The 16683-nt window shown below is 58.9% G+C and carries 13 protein-coding genes and 1 pseudogene; 3 read left to right on the top strand and 11 right to left on the bottom strand.

Annotated features, from left to right (window positions below):
- Positions 1 to 659: 659 nt before the first annotated feature.
- Positions 660 to 1196: an exopolysaccharide biosynthesis protein gene (locus tag K359_RS59610; RefSeq protein ID WP_084518674.1), complete on the bottom strand. Its 537-nt coding sequence runs from the start codon at positions 1194 to 1196 to the stop codon at positions 660 to 662.
- Positions 1197 to 1754: 558 nt separating this feature from the next.
- Between K359_RS59610 and K359_RS0139985 the strand changes: the two genes are divergently transcribed.
- Both K359_RS0139985 and K359_RS54635 read left to right on the top strand, forming a co-directional pair.
- Complete coding sequence (locus tag K359_RS0139985; protein WP_029084232.1) at positions 1755 to 2483, top strand: CBS domain-containing protein; 729 nt, start codon at positions 1755 to 1757, stop codon at positions 2481 to 2483.
- Positions 2484 to 2686: 203 nt separating this feature from the next.
- Positions 2687 to 3010 carry a translational machinery protein gene (locus K359_RS54635; protein WP_245284868.1) on the top strand — a complete coding sequence of 108 codons (324 nt, stop codon included), beginning with the start codon at positions 2687 to 2689 and terminating at the stop codon, positions 3008 to 3010.
- 421 nt (positions 3011 to 3431) lie between these two features.
- Here the strand turns inward: K359_RS54635 and K359_RS59615 are convergent.
- The 4 genes and pseudogenes from K359_RS59615 to K359_RS0140010 form a co-directional block, all read right to left on the bottom strand.
- Positions 3432 to 3781, bottom strand: a pseudogene (locus K359_RS59615) (phosphoketolase); the annotation flags it as partial.
- Positions 3782 to 3889: 108 nt separating this feature from the next.
- Positions 3890 to 5008, bottom strand: coding sequence for an ABC-type transport auxiliary lipoprotein family protein (locus K359_RS0140000; RefSeq protein ID WP_029084234.1), 1119 nt, complete (start codon positions 5006 to 5008; stop codon positions 3890 to 3892).
- A 3-nt stretch (positions 5009 to 5011) separates the two neighbouring features.
- Positions 5012 to 5788 (bottom strand): ABC transporter ATP-binding protein, encoded by a 777-nt coding sequence (locus K359_RS0140005; RefSeq protein ID WP_029084235.1) that lies wholly within the window; start codon positions 5786 to 5788, stop codon positions 5012 to 5014.
- Between the two features lie 2 nt (positions 5789 to 5790).
- A complete protein-coding gene (locus K359_RS0140010) occupies positions 5791 to 6927 on the bottom strand; it encodes an ABC transporter permease (protein WP_051346671.1) in 1137 nt (378 codons plus the stop codon).
- Positions 6928 to 7472: 545 nt separating this feature from the next.
- On the opposite strand from K359_RS0140010, the gene K359_RS0140015 reads away from it, so the two are divergent.
- On the top strand, positions 7473 to 8756 hold the full coding sequence (locus K359_RS0140015; RefSeq protein WP_029084237.1) for a SulP family inorganic anion transporter: 1284 nt from the start codon (positions 7473 to 7475) through the stop codon (positions 8754 to 8756).
- Positions 8757 to 8954: 198 nt separating this feature from the next.
- Here K359_RS0140015 and K359_RS0140020 read toward each other — a convergent pair whose 3' ends face one another.
- From K359_RS0140020 to K359_RS0140045, 6 genes are all read right to left on the bottom strand, one after another.
- Complete coding sequence (locus tag K359_RS0140020) at positions 8955 to 9629, bottom strand: 3'-5' exonuclease (protein ID WP_029084238.1); 675 nt, start codon at positions 9627 to 9629, stop codon at positions 8955 to 8957.
- A gap of 1 nt (position 9630) precedes the next feature.
- Positions 9631 to 11538 (bottom strand): putative nucleotidyltransferase substrate binding domain-containing protein, encoded by a 1908-nt coding sequence (locus K359_RS0140025; protein ID WP_245284869.1) that lies wholly within the window; start codon positions 11536 to 11538, stop codon positions 9631 to 9633.
- 31 nt (positions 11539 to 11569) lie between these two features.
- Complete coding sequence (gene acs / locus K359_RS0140030; RefSeq protein WP_029084240.1) at positions 11570 to 13513, bottom strand: acetate--CoA ligase; 1944 nt, start codon at positions 13511 to 13513, stop codon at positions 11570 to 11572.
- Positions 13514 to 13599: 86 nt separating this feature from the next.
- Positions 13600 to 15294, bottom strand: a complete 1695-nt coding sequence (locus tag K359_RS0140035; protein WP_029084241.1) for a cation acetate symporter — start codon at positions 15292 to 15294, stop codon at positions 13600 to 13602.
- Positions 15295 to 15299: 5 nt separating this feature from the next.
- Positions 15300 to 15599, bottom strand: a complete 300-nt coding sequence (locus tag K359_RS0140040) for a DUF485 domain-containing protein (protein WP_029084242.1) — start codon at positions 15597 to 15599, stop codon at positions 15300 to 15302.
- A gap of 860 nt (positions 15600 to 16459) precedes the next feature.
- Positions 16460 to 16683 (bottom strand): transposase domain-containing protein (locus tag K359_RS0140045; protein ID WP_029084243.1); only part of this gene is annotated, 224 nt, incomplete at its 5' end.

The following is a 16683-nucleotide window of genomic DNA, read 5'->3' on the forward strand; positions in this document are numbered from 1 at the left end:
TGTGTAATTCGCGGTTGTCGTCCTCATCGCCACTCATCGACTGGATGGCATTAACGATCAGGTTCAACATCACCTGTTGCAGTTGGATCCCATCGCGTTGGACGCGCGGGGACTGAGGCGCCAGTTGCGTGCTCACCGTGACGCCGGTCTTGATCGCTTCGGCTGCCGGTCAGGGGGCACCTCCAGGATCGGCCGTATTGAGGTCGACGACCTCCTTCCGGGGTGGCGCTTTTTTGATGAGACACCCGATCCAGTCGATGACGTCGCTGGTCGATCGGCATCGTTCACAATGCAGGCGAGCGCCTCCCTCACCTCCGCCACATCGGGTGGGCTTTTGTCTAAAAACCGCAGTGCAGCAGCTCGCTGGAGCTCGGCGGCAACGGCGCCGCCATTATGTCCGACGATGCCAATCCGCAGGAAATAGCGCCCGATAGCGGCGCTGAACAGCGACGCAGCGGCAGAGAGGACCAAAAATCAATTTTCGCGAGATTCTGGGGCCGTTCGATTTGTGACTTTTGCAACAGTATCTGCCATCAGCGACAAGCCCGTCGGCAGTAATCGAGCCCTGAGCCGGATCCCTGCTTGTCACCCGAGATCGATGATCCATCTTGTCCCGATGGCCGTGCTCGAGATCGCTGCGGCTGCGGCCGATAGCGTGATCACCGCCATGAGCAGGGCAATCGAGAGAAGAACACCGTCCTCCTCGAGAAGCCAGCGAAAGCAGCGCAATCACGAGGGCAGGGACGACATTGCTCAGTGGTAGCGGAAAGAATACCAGGGTAACGCTTTAGCAAGATAATCGCGGCGCCCACCATGCTCGCCTCGATCGGCGTATGCCATCGTGGATGGACCACATGCTCAAGATATCTGAGCACCGGTACGGATCGCTGCAACACGGCCGCGAGGTATCTGGCCGGCAACGGATGTGCGGCGATGCTGCACGGGAATACTGGAGCAGGTTTGCCCGCGATCATCTGGAACGCCGGAATCATGAGAAGCAAGCCGGCCGCAATCGAAAGGCCCGGAGCAACAGCGACCAAAGCGAGCAGGAGCATAATGATGCCGAACGAACGCTTGTGCAGGCTGTGCATCAACCAGCCCAATGTGAAGCGGTCAGTCGGGATTTCATCGTGCAGCCGTTGCAGCAGGATTGAGGTCACAACACGCGGCCCGGTGTTGCTTGGCGCTCTCAACATCGAACAAAATTCCTGACCTTATAGCGGCGCAGTTCTGCGCTGAAATCTGTCGGCTGGTGGGGTTCGGGCGCGTTTCAGGCGCTAAAGGCTTGTCGCGGTTTGCCGAGCTTCGAATCGCGGGCCTACATGGCAGTCTGCGGGACCGAACTCAGGCAAGCGAGCGATTTCACTCTAGGCGATCGGCAGAAAGTATGCGTGGTCAATACGGAACAGTGGTCAAAATTGACCAGACAGGGGACCGTTTCATTTGCGACCCTAGAATGACTAAATGCCAGGAAGTCATGCCGCCGGTGCTCGCCCGCGAGGGAGCCAGGCTCCCCCACCGGCTTCGCCGATATGCTGTTTGGCGGCGATCGTGAGCGCAACAACCATCGCATGGATCGAACGTCAGACTAGAGCGAAGGCACTAAATGTCGGTCCGACGGAGCCAGAAAAGGGCGGTCCGGCAGGACCTTGCATGGTTCCGTCGGCGTAATCGCGCCGGACGGTTTCCGACCAAGCGGCTGTCGGCGCATCGGTCCGCGTATCCTGCGAGCTACGGAACAAGGGAGAGCGTCAATGCGGGCACATCAGATAATGACACGAAGAGTGCTTACGGTGGTTGGAGCCACTTCCATCGTGCAAGCCGCCAACATCATGCTGAAGAATCACGTGAGTGGGCTTCCGGTAGTGGACCATTCGGGCAAGCTGCTCGGTATTGTCTCGCAAGGTGATTTTATCCGTCGTGCGGAGATAGGGACCCAACGAAAGCGTGCACGCTGGCTGAAAATCCTCCTCGGTCCGGGGACTGTTGCGTCCGATTTCGTCCATGAGAGGGGACGCAAGGTGGAGGAGGTCATGACGCTTGAGCCCTACACCGTGACCGAGGAGGCCACGCTCGAAGAAGTTGTGCAACTTATGGAGCAACATAACGTCAAGCGGCTCCCCGTTATGCGTGCAGATCAGCTTGTCGGCATCGTAACGCGCTCCAACCTGCTTCAGCTCGTTGCGGAACTGGCGCGCGAAGTCCCTGACCCAACCGCCGACGACGATCACATTCGCAACCATATCATCGCATCCATCGAGAAGGCGGATTGGGGACCACTCGGGCTCGGCGTCATTGTGCGTAACGGCCATGTGCATCTAAGTGGCATTATTACCAATGAGCGGTTTCGCGAGGCGGCGGTGGTGGCTGCCGAAAACATTTCGGGCGTCCGAAAGGTGCACGATCATCTGTGCTGGGTCGATCCGATGTCGGGAGTTTACCTGAACTCCGAGGAGGATGAGGCATTATTGAGAGCGAACTGAGCTGATGTCGGCTGCCTTCCGCATTCAGGCCGTCATGTTCGTGACCGGCAGAAAACGGTTGCCATGACGGAACATCATTATCATGCGGCGATCTGGATCGATCACCGCGAAGCGCGCGCGAGGGTGCGCACTCAACCTGATAACCCATGCCATCTTAGCTGACATATCGATAGCGTAAGGATGACACTTAACTTCATTTCGGCGTGGCCGACGTCGAAACACTCGTTCTGCACCCGGACAATCCGACCCGGCATATCCATCACAAGGCGAATTCCATCGGAAGCGGGCACGCATCGACGAGTCCAGACTACCTTCGCGCGATCGCCGAATCAGTTTCAGACGCAGGTTCAGTTCTGATTACCGGGCCTGGAAATAAGAAAACCGAGTTGGTCGAATTCATCCGCCTGCACGACCCCGAGCTAGCAAAAGTGATCGCGGGCGTGGAGACGGTCGATCATCCGACCGACGCGCAACTCGTTGCTTATGCTGGAAAATACCTCAAAGCAACGGACCGGATGGTCCCGTAGTCGATCATCGCCGCACTCAACGCCAGCCAAAGATCTGCAGTAACCGCGGCAGGTGTTCCCGCCGCCAAACCTCAAACTGAGCAATGTTGACCAGCGGTTCGGTGGCCGAAAGCGCATGCTGTTGTCATCACCGACCCTTGCCCGGCCGTTATCGGTGACTGAGGGCATAGTGCTCTCGCCTGGAGTGAGGGGAAGCATCGTGCCCCTATCCGAGCCGGCGCAGTTAAGGTGTCGATTGGCACTTCAGCAGAGGCCCTGCCGGGCGGTGCTCATCTGTGCATTTGAGCTGCCACGGTGCGATGACTGCCCGAATGCAAGCAGTCTGGTAAACGGCTCTGAACCCGTCGACGATCCTTTGAAATCGGTGGTTTTGAACGGTTGGTTTTACGGCGAGCTTCATGCACCGATTGAAACGAGGTTAGCCGAATTCACCGCCCTCATGGATCGAGCCGGGCGTTTCCGGCGAGACGTGGCTGGGAATCCCGTATGGCCATGCCGGAACAGCCGCTGCAGCCCGTTCCGGCTGCGCTCGATCGCAGGGTACCGCTCCGTGTACGAACCTTCGAGATAGCTGTGTGCTACGATGCCAGGACCGCCGTGGCCCGGACCGATGACGTAGATCATGTTGAGATCATTGTCTTTGATCAGGCGATTAAGGTGCACGTAAAGGAAGTTCAGTCCTATAGTCGTTCCCCAGTGCCCGAGCAGCCGAGGCTTGATATGTTCGAGCTTGAGGGCTGTTCCCAACAGTGGATTTTCGTGCAGGTAGATTTAACCGACCGAAAGATAATTTGCCGCTCGCCAATAGGCGTGCATGCTGCGGAGCAGATCGGGCGATAATGTATCTGGCATCAATTGTTCAAATTCCGTTTGCTGCGTTCACCCAGGAGGGGGCATCGCATTGGCTGTCCATGCGATCAGTTCTGTCGCGATGCTTGCGAATGCGTCATTGAAGGCGGCGACAGCTGAGGCGGGGTCAGGCTTGTCGAGCTTCCTGCGTTGTTGAAAAATATGCGAAGCCACGACTTGCCCCTCCTTGTTCAGGACCCGCGCTGAAAATCCGATCTCGGCGGTTGGTTCTGGATCCGTATCGATCTGAAAGCTTCTGACGTCGACCAGTAGCTGAGGGTTTGCTCCCGGATTGTCGGTCGAGCGGAGTGGCGCATGGGCGACATCGTAGTTTTCGAAGCTCTGAATGAGCTTGGCTTGCAGCATCTTCGGAATGCTGTCGGCCCACTGCGCGTTCGAGAATCCCGGAAGGTCCCTGTTCGGCGCAATCAGGAATCGCTGCGTGTCCAGCAGCAGGATCGACGTCGGTGTCGGCATCACCAGGTGCTCGTTGAGCGGCGTCCTTGGCGAAGCAAATTCGGAGGGAAGGCTGAGGTCGTAGACGGTCTTTGGGATCACCGGCTCGCTGCCTCCCGTCATCTTGACAAGACCGGCCACGATGGAGTCGAGGCCGCCGGTATTCTTGGCGAGCCCTTCCGTAAATATCTTCAGATTGGCGATCGTATTCTTGAGCGGTTCCGCGTTTTCAGCCAGCACTGAATCGACCCGCCCGAGTGCGTTGCGGGCAGCCTGCGTCATGCTTTGACCGGCCGCCGGATCGGCGACGAGCACTTTCATATCCGTTGACGCACCGACCTCCTTGCCACCCTCCAATATGATCACGGGAACGCCCGTGAGACCCTGGAAGTCCAGACCAACCTTTGTGTCGGAGTGCACCGGAGTACCTGATGCGACGGCGATGGTCGCATTCACCTGCCGGGGGCTGTCCGCGACTAAACCCAGATTGGTGACCTCTCCAACGCGGATTCCATTAAACAGCACCGCTGCGCCTACAAGTAGTCCCGAGACGGACCCCTCGAACTGGACGTGATGCACTGTCCGCGCGCCGGTTCCGGCAGTGTTGTGCAGCCAATAGACGAATCCAAAGACTGCACCGATTGCCGCCAGGACGAATGCGCCGACGACGATAAAGGGAGCGCGGGTTTCCATTTGTCAGCTCGATTCTGGTTGTAGCATCAGGGAGCGCTTGCCGTGGAAGTACGCCTTGACCCATGGGTGGTCGGAGCGAAGCAATTTGCGCATCGGACCGATCGCAACGATCTTACCGTCCGCGAGCGCCGCAACGCGGTCACAAACAGTTTTCAGGCTGGCAAGGTCGTGGGTCACCATGAAGACGGTCAGCCCGAGCGTTTCCTGCAGCGTTTTGATCAACTCGTCGAAGTCGCCAGCCGCTAGGGGGTCGAGCCCGGATGTCGGCTCGTCGAGGAAGACGATTGCGGGGTCCAGCGCGAGCGCACGCGCCAAGGCTACGCGTTTTGTCATTCCGCCCGAGAGTTCGGACGGAAACTTGTCGCCGTCCACTGGCGTCAAGCCAACCATTTCGAGTTTGGCGGTCGCAATCTCGTTCAATAGCGATTCGGAAAGGACGAGGTTTTCTCGAAGCGGAAACTGAATATTTTGCAGTGCCGTCAGAGAGGAAAAGAGCGCGCCCTGCTGGAACAGGATGCCCCACATCGCAGCGGTGTGAACGTCGCGACCGTGGCTGTTGTCAATATCAATGCCCATGACCTGGATGCGGCCGCTCCGTTTTGGAATAAGCCCGATAATGGTCCGCATCAGCACGGATTTTCCGCCGCCGGACGCGCCGACCAAACCCAGTATTTCGCCTCTGCGAACGTCAAGGGACAGATGGTCGATCACGGTTTGCTGGCGGAATCCCACCACGAGATCGTTCACGCGAATGGCAAATTGTTCCCCGGATCCCTGCATCGTCACATTCCAATCGATGCAAAGAAAACGGCGAAGGCGCCGTCGAGAACGATGACGAGAAAGATCGATTTGACGACCGAGATTGTCGTCTGTTTGCCGAGCGATTCCGCGCTTCCCTTGACCCTCAAGCCCTCACTGCTTGCGACGATGCCGATCACCAATGCCATGAAAGGCGCCTTGATTATTCCGACTTCGAAATGCGTCACGGAGACGGCCTCGTGAAGTCGAGCAAGATATATCGCCGGACTCATCCCGCCATAGAACCACGCGACCAGACCGCCGCCATACAAGGCGGCCATCGATCCAATGAAGGCCAGGATTGGCAGCGCTAGGATCAATGCGATGATGCGCGGAAGTATCAGAACCTCGACGGGATCGAGACCCATGGTGGACAAGGCATCGATTTCCTCGCGCATTTTCATCGACCCGAGTTCGGCGGTGTAAGCACTTCCAGACCGGCCGGCGACCATGATGGCAACGATCAGGACACCAATTTCGCGCAGTACGAGAATTCCGACGAGATCGACGACATAGGACTCGGCGCCGAATTTTCGGAAATGAAAGATGCCTTGCTGAGCGATGATTGCGCCGATCAGAAAGGTGACCAGGGCCATGATCGGTATGGCTTGCCATCCGACCTGGTACAGGTGATAGACTAGAGATTTCAACCGCAGCGAACGGGGCCTTCGCAGAACGCCCAGGCTGGCCGCGCCCAGCGCTCCCAGCATTTGCAGAAAGACGGATATATCTTCAGCTGCGCCGAACGCGGACCGGCCGATGGTTTCCAATCGCCGGGCGACAGGATTTTGGATCGGCCGACTGGCGGGCGTACGGCGGTTGACCTGCCGAATGTCTTCGATAAGGCCCTCATAACGGCTGGCGACGCCAACGAGTGTTGCGGGGTGACCGAAGTCGGACGCGCCGCGCAAGATCTTTTCAAGCAACCATGCACCAAGCGTGTCGAGTTCACGCACGTCGACCATGTCGATCTTCAATTTCTGGGTCCTTTGGACGCCAGGCGAGACGAGATGGATCAGCCTTTCCAGGGTGGCCGCATGGACGACTGTCCAGGAACCGCTTGGACTAAGTACCAACGTCTGGTCTTGGGTTGCCGCACCCAGCGCGGGTACCGTCTTCAATACTCTTGCCGGTCAAGAATGCTTCGTCTGGGTAGGTATTCACCCGTGATCCATTTCGAGAAGGCGCAAGAGAAGTTATGGATGCAAATTTCGCAAACTTGTTCTGTATGATCGGAGCTTCCGTTTGGCACTTGGAATCCTGTTCTGCTGCTCAGCAAGTCCGCGTAAATATCGCCCTGGCGGGATCAAGTGTTGATTATCAGATTGCGCGGATGCGGCTCGCCGGTGGTGGTGCCACTCATCGAGATAAGCAAGGAGGAAGGATTGAGTTCCCTGAAACAGGGCTCGTCGGCGGTGTGAGTGTGAGCATTGAAGGTCGGCGTCGTTGGACATACCGAAGCCTTCCAGTGACCTATGGTCAAAATTGCTCACAACAATAAAAATAAATGGAGCAGGATCAAGCGATTCCGCGGACAAAGACATTGTTGGTCTGGCGTCCTTGTTAGAAGCGGTGTTGGTTTTAACGTGCCGCCCCTACTGTATGGCAAAAGAGCGGTCCTGGCGGCCGTACGCTATAATTTTCGAATCCAGATTGGTTCATTACCATGCCCGATGGCTCTGCCACCGCCCATATCTATCGTCCGAAAATCTTCACCGTGTTGGTGGAAGGATATAATCTCAACTGCTTTCGCCGGGATATGTTGGCCGCACTTACCGTGGCGATTGTCGCTCTCCCATTGTCAATGGCGATCGCTGTTGCCTCGGGCGTTTCGCCGGAACGAGGGTTATATGCCGCCGTCATTGGCGGCTTCCTGGTCTCGGCGCTGGGCGGCAGCCGCTATCAGATTGGCGGTCCCGCCGGCGCGTTCATCGTTCTTGTCGCAGCAACCGCTACCAAATTCGGCCTGGAAGGGCTGCTGCTCACGGTTTTTATCTCCGGATGCATGCTGACGCTGATCGGGTTGCTGCGGCTCGGTTCGCTCATTCGCTACATTCCGCACGCAGTGACAGTCGGCTTCACCTGCGGGATTGCGGTCACGATCTTTGCCAGCCAGCTCAAGGATCTCGGCGGCCTGAAATTGCCCGGTGCCGAACCTGGACAGCTGTTGCCCAAGCTCGCGATGCTCGGTCAGGCGTTGCCGACCCTCAGCCCGGCCGCGTTCGCTGTTGGCGCAGGCTCCGCCACCTTGATCTTCTTGCTGCGACGCTTGCTGCCGAACTGGCCGGGAATGTTGATTGCCGTCGTGCTTGCCTCGGTAGTCGCCTGGATGTTCCATTTGCCGGTCGAGACCGTCGGCAGCCATTTTGGTCAACTTCCGGATGGCGTGCCGCCCCCCCGATTGCCATCATTCTCAACTTCATCTGTGCTTGACGTGTTGCCGGCTGCGCTCTCTTTCACCCTTCTTGGGGCGGTCGAAAGCCTGCTGTCCGCCAAAGTGGCCGACGGCATGACAGGACGCAAGCACCGCTACAATATGGAGGTCGTAGCGCAAGGCGTCGCAAACGTCGCTTCTGCTATATTCGGCGGGATCAGCGTGACCGGAACCATCGCGCGCACGGCGACCAATATTCGTGCCGGAGCATGCAGTCCGATCTCCGGCATAGGGCATTCCGTCTTTATCCTGGTTTTCATGTTGGTCGCAGGACCGTTGGCGAGTTTCATCCCCTTGTCGACGTTGGCCGGTGTACTAGTGGTGGTTTGCTGGAATATGGCGGAGAAGGAAGATTTCCTTCTCCTGCTTCGCGATTGGCGCGGTGCCAGCGTGCTTATGGCCACCTTCGGCCTTACGCTGATCGAGGACCTTACCTTCGGTATCATCGCGGGATGCATGCTGGCCGCGGCGTTCGGGATCTTCGACCGAATCAAGCGGCGACAAGTGCATTCCTGAGAAATGCTCGAGTCAGCTAAGGCGTACGAATTTGTTGTGATCGAAAGCAGACACCTGTGGAATGGCCGGTTCTCCAAGCGGCCATAATTCGAAATAAATGGTCGATACGCGTTGCAGGATTTGTGCGATTGAATGCGATAAGTTCAGCAATCGCCTCCGACCGACCCGGCGCAGAGCAAAGGTACCCACGACGGATACTTATCCTCCTGTCGGATTGAAAATGGCGCCGCTAGTGCGGGGGCGCGCGATGCGCACACCCCGCTCCTTCAAGTCACGCAAGACAATATACATCATTGCAGTCATCAGTGCGTCGTTGAACGCGTCGTGCTGGGCGAGGGGCGGAATGCCGAGATCCTTAAGTATCGCCGCGAAGGAGAGATCGACCACCGTGTTGGCCGGCGCATCGCCATATTTGCGCTCGTAGTAGAGCTTGGAGACCTCGATTCGACGGTTGGGCAACTCGATCCCGATGTGCGGCAGGATGTACTTGTCCAGCATGGCGATGTCGAAATCGACGTAATACCCAACCAGCGGACGTCCGCCGATGAAATGAAGCAGCCCCGGTAGTACCTTCCCTATCAGGGGGGCCTGCGCAACATCGGCCTGACGCAGGCGATGCACCTTGATCCCTTCGGCCCCCATGCCGGCATCGGGACGAACGAACGCTTCGAAACGCTCACTGGTTAGGATCCGGTTGCCTCGAATTTTGATCGCGGCAATGCTGATGACGTCGTCGGTACGCACATTTAGGCCTGTCGTCTCGCAATCGATCGCGACAACCTCGTCTGCCGGGCCTGCCTTGAACATGAACCGATACGACTGATCGCCGATCGAGGCTTGATGAAAAAGGCGTTTGAGTGCGCGGGGGATCACGTCAGAACATGCAGAGATTGAAGTGGCGGCGAATGAGCGCGCGAAACTGCTTGACGACCTGAAAGGCGTCGCGCAACAGATCGCGTTCCATGCTCGAAAGCGACGATGGCCGCACGAGTGTACCTGACGTGCCGGCCGATGCCGCCAGTTGCCCATCGAGCCTTAGCATCAGCAGGAAGTGAAAAGTTTCCCTCAGCTCTCGGGCGAAGTCGGCTTGCAGAACGTCGATATCGCACAATCGCGCAATGCGCTTGTCGGTCGCAGTTTCCAGCAAGCCGCGCTCGATCGCGAGACTGCGGACACCGTGAACGATCGGAAAGATGCCGCCCTTCTTGAGGTCCAGCGCATCGCCCTTGCCCTCGGACGTGACCAGCTTGTTAAATAACCCGATCGGTGTCGCGAAGGCGTCAATGGCATGCGCGAAATGCGCCGAATAGACCTGCTCCCCACGGATAAGATCGACCAACGCCGCCTTGGCCTGGGCCAACAGCCGCGCGTCGCCCGCAACGGCACGCGCATCGTAAAAGATTGCCACGTTCATGTGAGCGGCTTCGTCGGGTAACGCCACCCAACGCCGGAAATCCGCAAGATATTCGGACAGCGGCTTTGACCAGACCGGGTTGCGTACCATTACATTGCCGGGACAGGGCGGAAAGCCGAAGTCGGCCAACGCATCTGAAAAATCGATCCGAAATGCTTCCAGCGCGGCCTTGTCGACGGGGCCGGCCAGGATCAACCCGTTGTCCTGATCGGTGCGTACGGTCTGCTCGCCGCGACCTTCGCTGCCCATGACGACGAGACAGCCGCCGGCACGGATTTCTTCCGGTGCCACCATCTCGAACAGCCGGGAGAACAGCCGTCCATTGAGATCAGAGACAACCTCGCCGATGACCTCGACCTTGACGCCCTGGCGACGCAGTGTGCGCACCTGCGCGACGGTCTCTCGCGCCGCAACCGCTAAATCATCCCTGCTCGACGCGCGATCGATGCGACCGGCGACGACCTGGGCGCTACCGGCGAGAAAACCCAGCAGGTCGATATCCTCGAGGATGCCGATATAGCGCTCGCCATCATGCACTGCGACGCGGCGCTTGTTGCGTTTTGTCATCAGCACGAGAGCCGCTGATACGAAGTCATCTGGCCGCAGCGTTACCACGTCAAAATGCGCGAACTCGCGCACCGGCGTTTCGATCGGCTGGCGTCGCAGCACCACGGCCTTGGACAGGTTCATGCCGGTGATGATGCCGATGCGTTCGCCGTCGCGAACGAACAGGGCGTTGCTGTCGATCTCGCGCATCAGGTGGCCGGCGGCTTCGATGGTATCGCTGGCATCGATGAACGACGGGGGATGCAGAAACAGCTCGGAGACTCGCGCGCGCATCAGCGAGCCGTAGCGCCGCTCCTCTTCGTCGCGGGCGAGCTCATCCAGCTTGTGAGAAATCTCGCGGTAGAAGAACGAGGCAAACCGCGGATTGCTCTGGATCAGGCTGATGGTCACCCCCTTGGGGCACGTGTAGCACAGCGTCTCCTCACGCGCCACGAAGGCGTGGCCGCTTTTGCCGTGGACGAGGGCGCGGCTGTCGAAGCTGTCCTTGGGGCCGAGCAGTGCCAGCAGATCGTCGCCGTCGCGCTCTTCGACGGTGCCCTTGATGACCACGAACAGGGCGCCGGCGGCCGCGTTCTGGGCGACGATCGTTTCGCCGGGGCGAAAGTAGGCGATATCCAGTGCCGCACGCAGGGTCTCGACCTCCTGCGATGTCAGGCGGTCGAAAGGCGCGTTGGCGGCATCGAAGGCGTTGGGCATTAATTTCCCCTGACCAGATCCCGGCAAGCCAGGAATTGGATGGTGGTCGGCCGAGAATGATCCAGGCGAGCGGATCATCGCCCCCGCTAAAACGGCGACCGCCAAGGCTGGCAATCGCCGTCCGGCTGCGGCCCGCTTACAGATTGGCCTTGCGGTTTTCGATCAGGTCGTCGACCACGCTGGGATCCGCGAGGGTGGAGGTGTCACCGAGGCTGCCGAATTCGCTCTCGGCGATCTTACGCAGGATGCGGCGCATGATCTTCCCCGAGCGCGTCTTCGGCAGGCCTGGTGCGAACTGAATGATGTCCGGCGACGCAATTGGGCCGATCTCCTTGCGGACGTGGGCCACCAGCTCCTTGCGCATCGCGTCCGACGGTGTTTTTCCCTCCATCAGGGTCACGTAGGCATAAATACCCTGACCTTTAATGTCGTGCGGGTAGCCAACGACAGCCGCGTCCGAGACGCACTCGTGCGCAACGAGCGCGCTCTCGACCTCCGCCGTGCCCATACGATGGCCAGAGACGTTGATGACGTCGTCGACGCGGCCTGTAATCCAGTAATAGCCGTCGGTGTCGCGCCGGCAGCCGTCGCCGGTGAAGTACTTGTTGGGGTAGGTCGAAAAATAGGTTTCCTCGAAACGCTTGTGGTCGCCATAGACCGTGCGCATCTGGCCGGGCCAGGAATCGGCGATCACCAGATTCCCTTCGCAGGCGCCTTCGAGCACCTGGCCGGCGGAATCGACGATCTGGGGCTGCAACCCGAAGAAGGGGCGTCCAGCTGAACCAGGCTTCAAGTCCGTTGCGCCAGGCAGGGGTGTAATCAGAATGCCGCCCGTCTCGGTCTGCCACCAGGTGTCAACAATCGGGCAGCGCCCTTCGCCGACGACGCGGTGATACCATTCCCAGGCCTCGGGATTGATCGGTTCACCGACCGAACCGAGCAGTTTCAGCGTCTTGCGGCTGGTTCTCTTCACCGGTTCCTCTCCCGCCGCCATGAGCGAGCGGATGGCAGTCGGCGCGGTATAGAAAATATTGACCTTGTGCTTATCGACGACATCCCAGAAGCGCGAGATCGAGGGATAGGTCGGAACACCTTCAAACATCAGGGTTGTCGCGCCGTTGGCGAGTGGCCCATAGACAATGTAGCTGTGCCCCGTCACCCAGCCGACATCAGCCGTGCACCAGTAGATATCGCCATCGTGATAGTCGAAGACGTACTGGTGCGTCATCGAGGCAAAGACCAAATAGCCGCCCGTGGAATGCAACACGCCCTTGGGCTTGCCGGTTGATCCCGATGTGTAAAGGATGAACAATGGGTCTTCGGCCTTCATCTCCTGGGCCTTGCATTCGACCGTGACCCTGGCCGCTTCCTCATGGTACCAGAAGTCGCGCCCGGAAATCATCGGCACTTGCCCGCCGGTGCGCTTGACCACGATGATCGCTGCGACGGTGCCCGGAATTTTGTTGGCGGCCTCGTCGGCATTGACCTTCAGCGGTACCTTCTTGCCGGCGCGCAGACCCTCGTCCGCTGTGATAAGGATCTCGGAGCTGCCGCCCTCGATGCGGCTGGCCAGCGCCTCTGGTGAGAATCCGCCAAAGACGATTGAGTGTACGGCACCGATTCGAGCGCAGGCGAGCATCGCGTAGGCGGCCTCGGGAATCATGGGCAGATAGATCGTGACCGTGTCGCCCTTTTTGACGCCGTGTGCCTTCAGCACGTTGGCAAAGCGGCACACCTCATCGTGCAATTGCCGATAGGTGATGTTTTTTGACTCCTTGGGATCGTCACCTTCCCAAATGATTGCGACCTGGTCGGCGCGCTTAGCCAGATGGCGGTCGATGCAATTGAGTGAGACGTTGGTGGTGCCGTCGCCGAACCATTCGATTGATACATTGTCAGGCGCAAACGATGTGCGCTTCACCCGCGTATAGGACTTGATCCAGTCGATGCGCTTGCCGTGGTCACCCCAGAAGCCTTCGGGGTCGCGCACTGAATGGGCGTACATGTCACGATACTTGGCATCGTCGACATGAGCCTGCGCCGGCCAGTTTTCAGGAACCCTGTAGAGCATTTCCGACATCTTCCGCTCCTGTGCTGTCGGGACAAGCCCGTTTGCGATTGTTATCTCTGCTCGCACGGCCGGCCTGACGTGCGCAAAGCGCGGCTTCAGTGCGTAGTGGCGCCGGATGCGCCGATGCCGGTCTGGGAGCGCACATATTGCGCCGCGAATCCGCCGCGGTCGACCTTGGCCCGCGCGCTGCGGTCCAGAACCGAGAACAGCCAGATGCCAGCGAATGCGAGGCTGATCGAGAACAGTGCCGGATTATCGAGCGGGATCGGTGCCGACCCCTTGGGGTTGCCCAGCGTTGCTTCCCACACGGCCGGTGACAGGATGACGCCGACGACGGCGCTGATCAGACCGAGGAAACCGCCGATCATTGCTCCCCGCGTGGTCAGTCCCTTCCAGAAGATCGACATGGCCAGCACCGGGAAATTGCATGACGCCGCGATGGCGAAGGCAAGTCCGACCATGAAGGCAACGTTCTGGTTCTCGAATATGATGCCCAGAATGATCGCGAGCACGCCGAGGAACAGCGTCGCGATCTTCGAGACGCGGATTTCGTCCTGCTCATTGGCCTTTCCGTCCTTGATCACCATGGCGTAGATGTCATGGCTGATTGAAGATGCGCCAGCCAGCGCCAGGCCCGACACGACTGCGAGGATTGTGGCGAACGCCACCGCCGAGATGAAGCCGAGGAATAAGTTGCCGCCGACCGCGTTGGCCAGATGGATCGCCGCCATGTTCGAGCCGCCCTTGATCGCCGCGATCCCGCTCTTGGTCTTCTCGAGAATGCTGGCATCGAGGAACGCTGCATCGGTCGAAACAAGCACGATCGCGCCGAAGCCAATGATGAAAGTGAGGATGTAGAAGTAACCGATGAAACCGGTCGCATAGAGGACCGACTTGCGTGCTGCTTGCGCGTCCTTCACCGTGAAGAAGCGCATCAGGATGTGCGGGAGCCCTGCCGTACCGAACATAAGGGCGAGGCCGAGCGAAATCGCCGATAGCGGATTGGAGATCAGGCTGCCCGGCTCCATGATTGCGGTCTTCTTTGGATGCACTTCGGTCGCCTTGGCGAACAGCGCTTCGGGGCTGAAGCCAAATTTGTACAAGACCGCTCCCGCCATGAATGTCGCGCCCATCAACAACAACACGGCCTTGATGATCTGTACCCAGGTCGTCGCTTTCATGCCGCCGAAGGTCACGTAGATCATCATCAGGCCGCCGACGAGAATGACCGCTATCCAGTAGTCGAGACCGAACAGCAACTGGATCAGCTTGCCAGCGCCGACCATCTGCGCGATCAGGTAGAAGGCGACGGTGACCAGAGAGCCGCATGCCGCCAGAATGCGGATCTCGGTCTGTCCGAGCCGGAACGAGGTGACGTCGGCAAACGTGAACTTGCCGAGATTGCGCAACTGCTCGGCGATCAGAAACGTGACGATCGGCCAGCCGACGAGCCAGCCGACCGAGTAGATCAGACCATCGTAGCCGGAAGTGTAGACCAGGCCCGAGATGCCGAGGAAAGAGGCCGCCGACATATAGTCGCCGGCGATCGCGAGGCCGTTCTGGAAGCCGGTGATGCCGCCGCCAGCGGAATAGAAGTCCGCGGCCGATGCCGTTTGTTTTGCCGCCCAATAGGTGATGCAGAGGGTAAAGGCGACAAAGGCGACGAACATACAGATCGCGACCCAATTAACCGCCTGCTTGGTGCCGCCGTCGATCGCTCCAGCCGCAAGCGCGAGTGTGGGGAGGCTAGCAAACAATACCGTCGCAAGCATGCGGGGGAGGTTTTTCATAATTGCTACCTCTCGACAATTCGACGGATCAGGGCGTCGTACTTGGAATTGGCTATGCTGACATAGATGCCCGTGAGCACGAATGCTGAAACAATGACGAAGAGGCCGATCGGAATGCCGATGGTCGTCACACCCGTCCCCAGCCGCATGCCGAGGAATTTTGGCGCATAGGCGACGAGCAGGATGAAGCCGAAGTAGATGACCAGCATGATCAGCGACAGCGTCCACCCGAGGGACGAGCGGCGCCGTACCAGCTTTTGATAGTCGGGGTCTCGCTGGATCGATTCGTGGCTTCTCGCTTCCATCTCGGTTCTCCCACGCAATCCTTTGGCGTTGATCCGACCCACTACTCCCCAGTGTCCGCAGTGGTCTTCTCGGTGTAACGGCACGCGACACACTCATATGTGCGCATATCTATGCCGGCCGTTCGCGAGGTTACGGCGGTAAGCATCATCGGTGCGTGGCACTTAGGACAAGGTGGACGGCCAGGTGCGGCACGGCCGGGATCGAATAAGCGAGAATTCTGCGACATGGCACTCCCCTTTATTGGGAGGGAGCGCGGTGAAACTCTCAGTCACCGATAGAAGCCATTACGATGTGGTGATAAGCCACCCTAAGCTTGCCGATCGTAAGCCGATGTTCAATATTGCTCACTCTCAGAGATTTAACGGTGAATGAAGCGGTTTGCCGTAAGCACTTGACCGTGAAGCCATCCGTTTGTTCTCGGAGATTGCATCGGGCCTAGCGGACACGACGCATTGACTTGGCACTGGCCGCTCGTTCCATTACTCGATCGGAGTAAAGTGGGTCCCGAGTTCAGCGTCTCGTGGTCCAAGCCAGCCATCCCGCCACGAAGGCGAGGGCCACGGACAAACTCGGCGCGTTATGTCCCGTCGCTTTCCATCTATAAGCAACGGCTTTAACTGAACTGCCATCACGACAATGGTTGCGTGCACCATTGTGGCTATGCCGACATAGAGGCATCCTAACACGGCCATCTGTATCGGGATTGCCAAAGCGCCGGACTTCGTCTCCATGAACCGAGGGACCACGGACACGAAGAAGATGACCGATTTGGGATTAAAGAGTACGCATACGACGAGGACCGCGTGATGGACGCATGCGCGCGGGTACGGCGAGCTCTATGATGGCGTTTGCGTGAAGGTCAGGCGGCCTGCTGATCGGCGGGCTTGTCGGCTTGGCGCAGGAGCTTCCATTCCCAGGGCAGCAATTCGTGCAGACGCGATGCGGGAAGATCGGCGATACGGGCGAGGACGTCGGCGAGCCAGGCTTTCGGATCGACGTCGTTGAGACGACAGGTCGTGATCATCGTCAGCATGATGGCGGCACGGTCGGCACCACGCTGGCTGCCGGCGAAGGTCCAGTTGC

Source organism: Bradyrhizobium sp. th-b2, from assembly GCF_000426785.1.
GTDB lineage: Bacteria > Pseudomonadota > Alphaproteobacteria > Rhizobiales > Xanthobacteraceae > Bradyrhizobium > Bradyrhizobium septentrionale.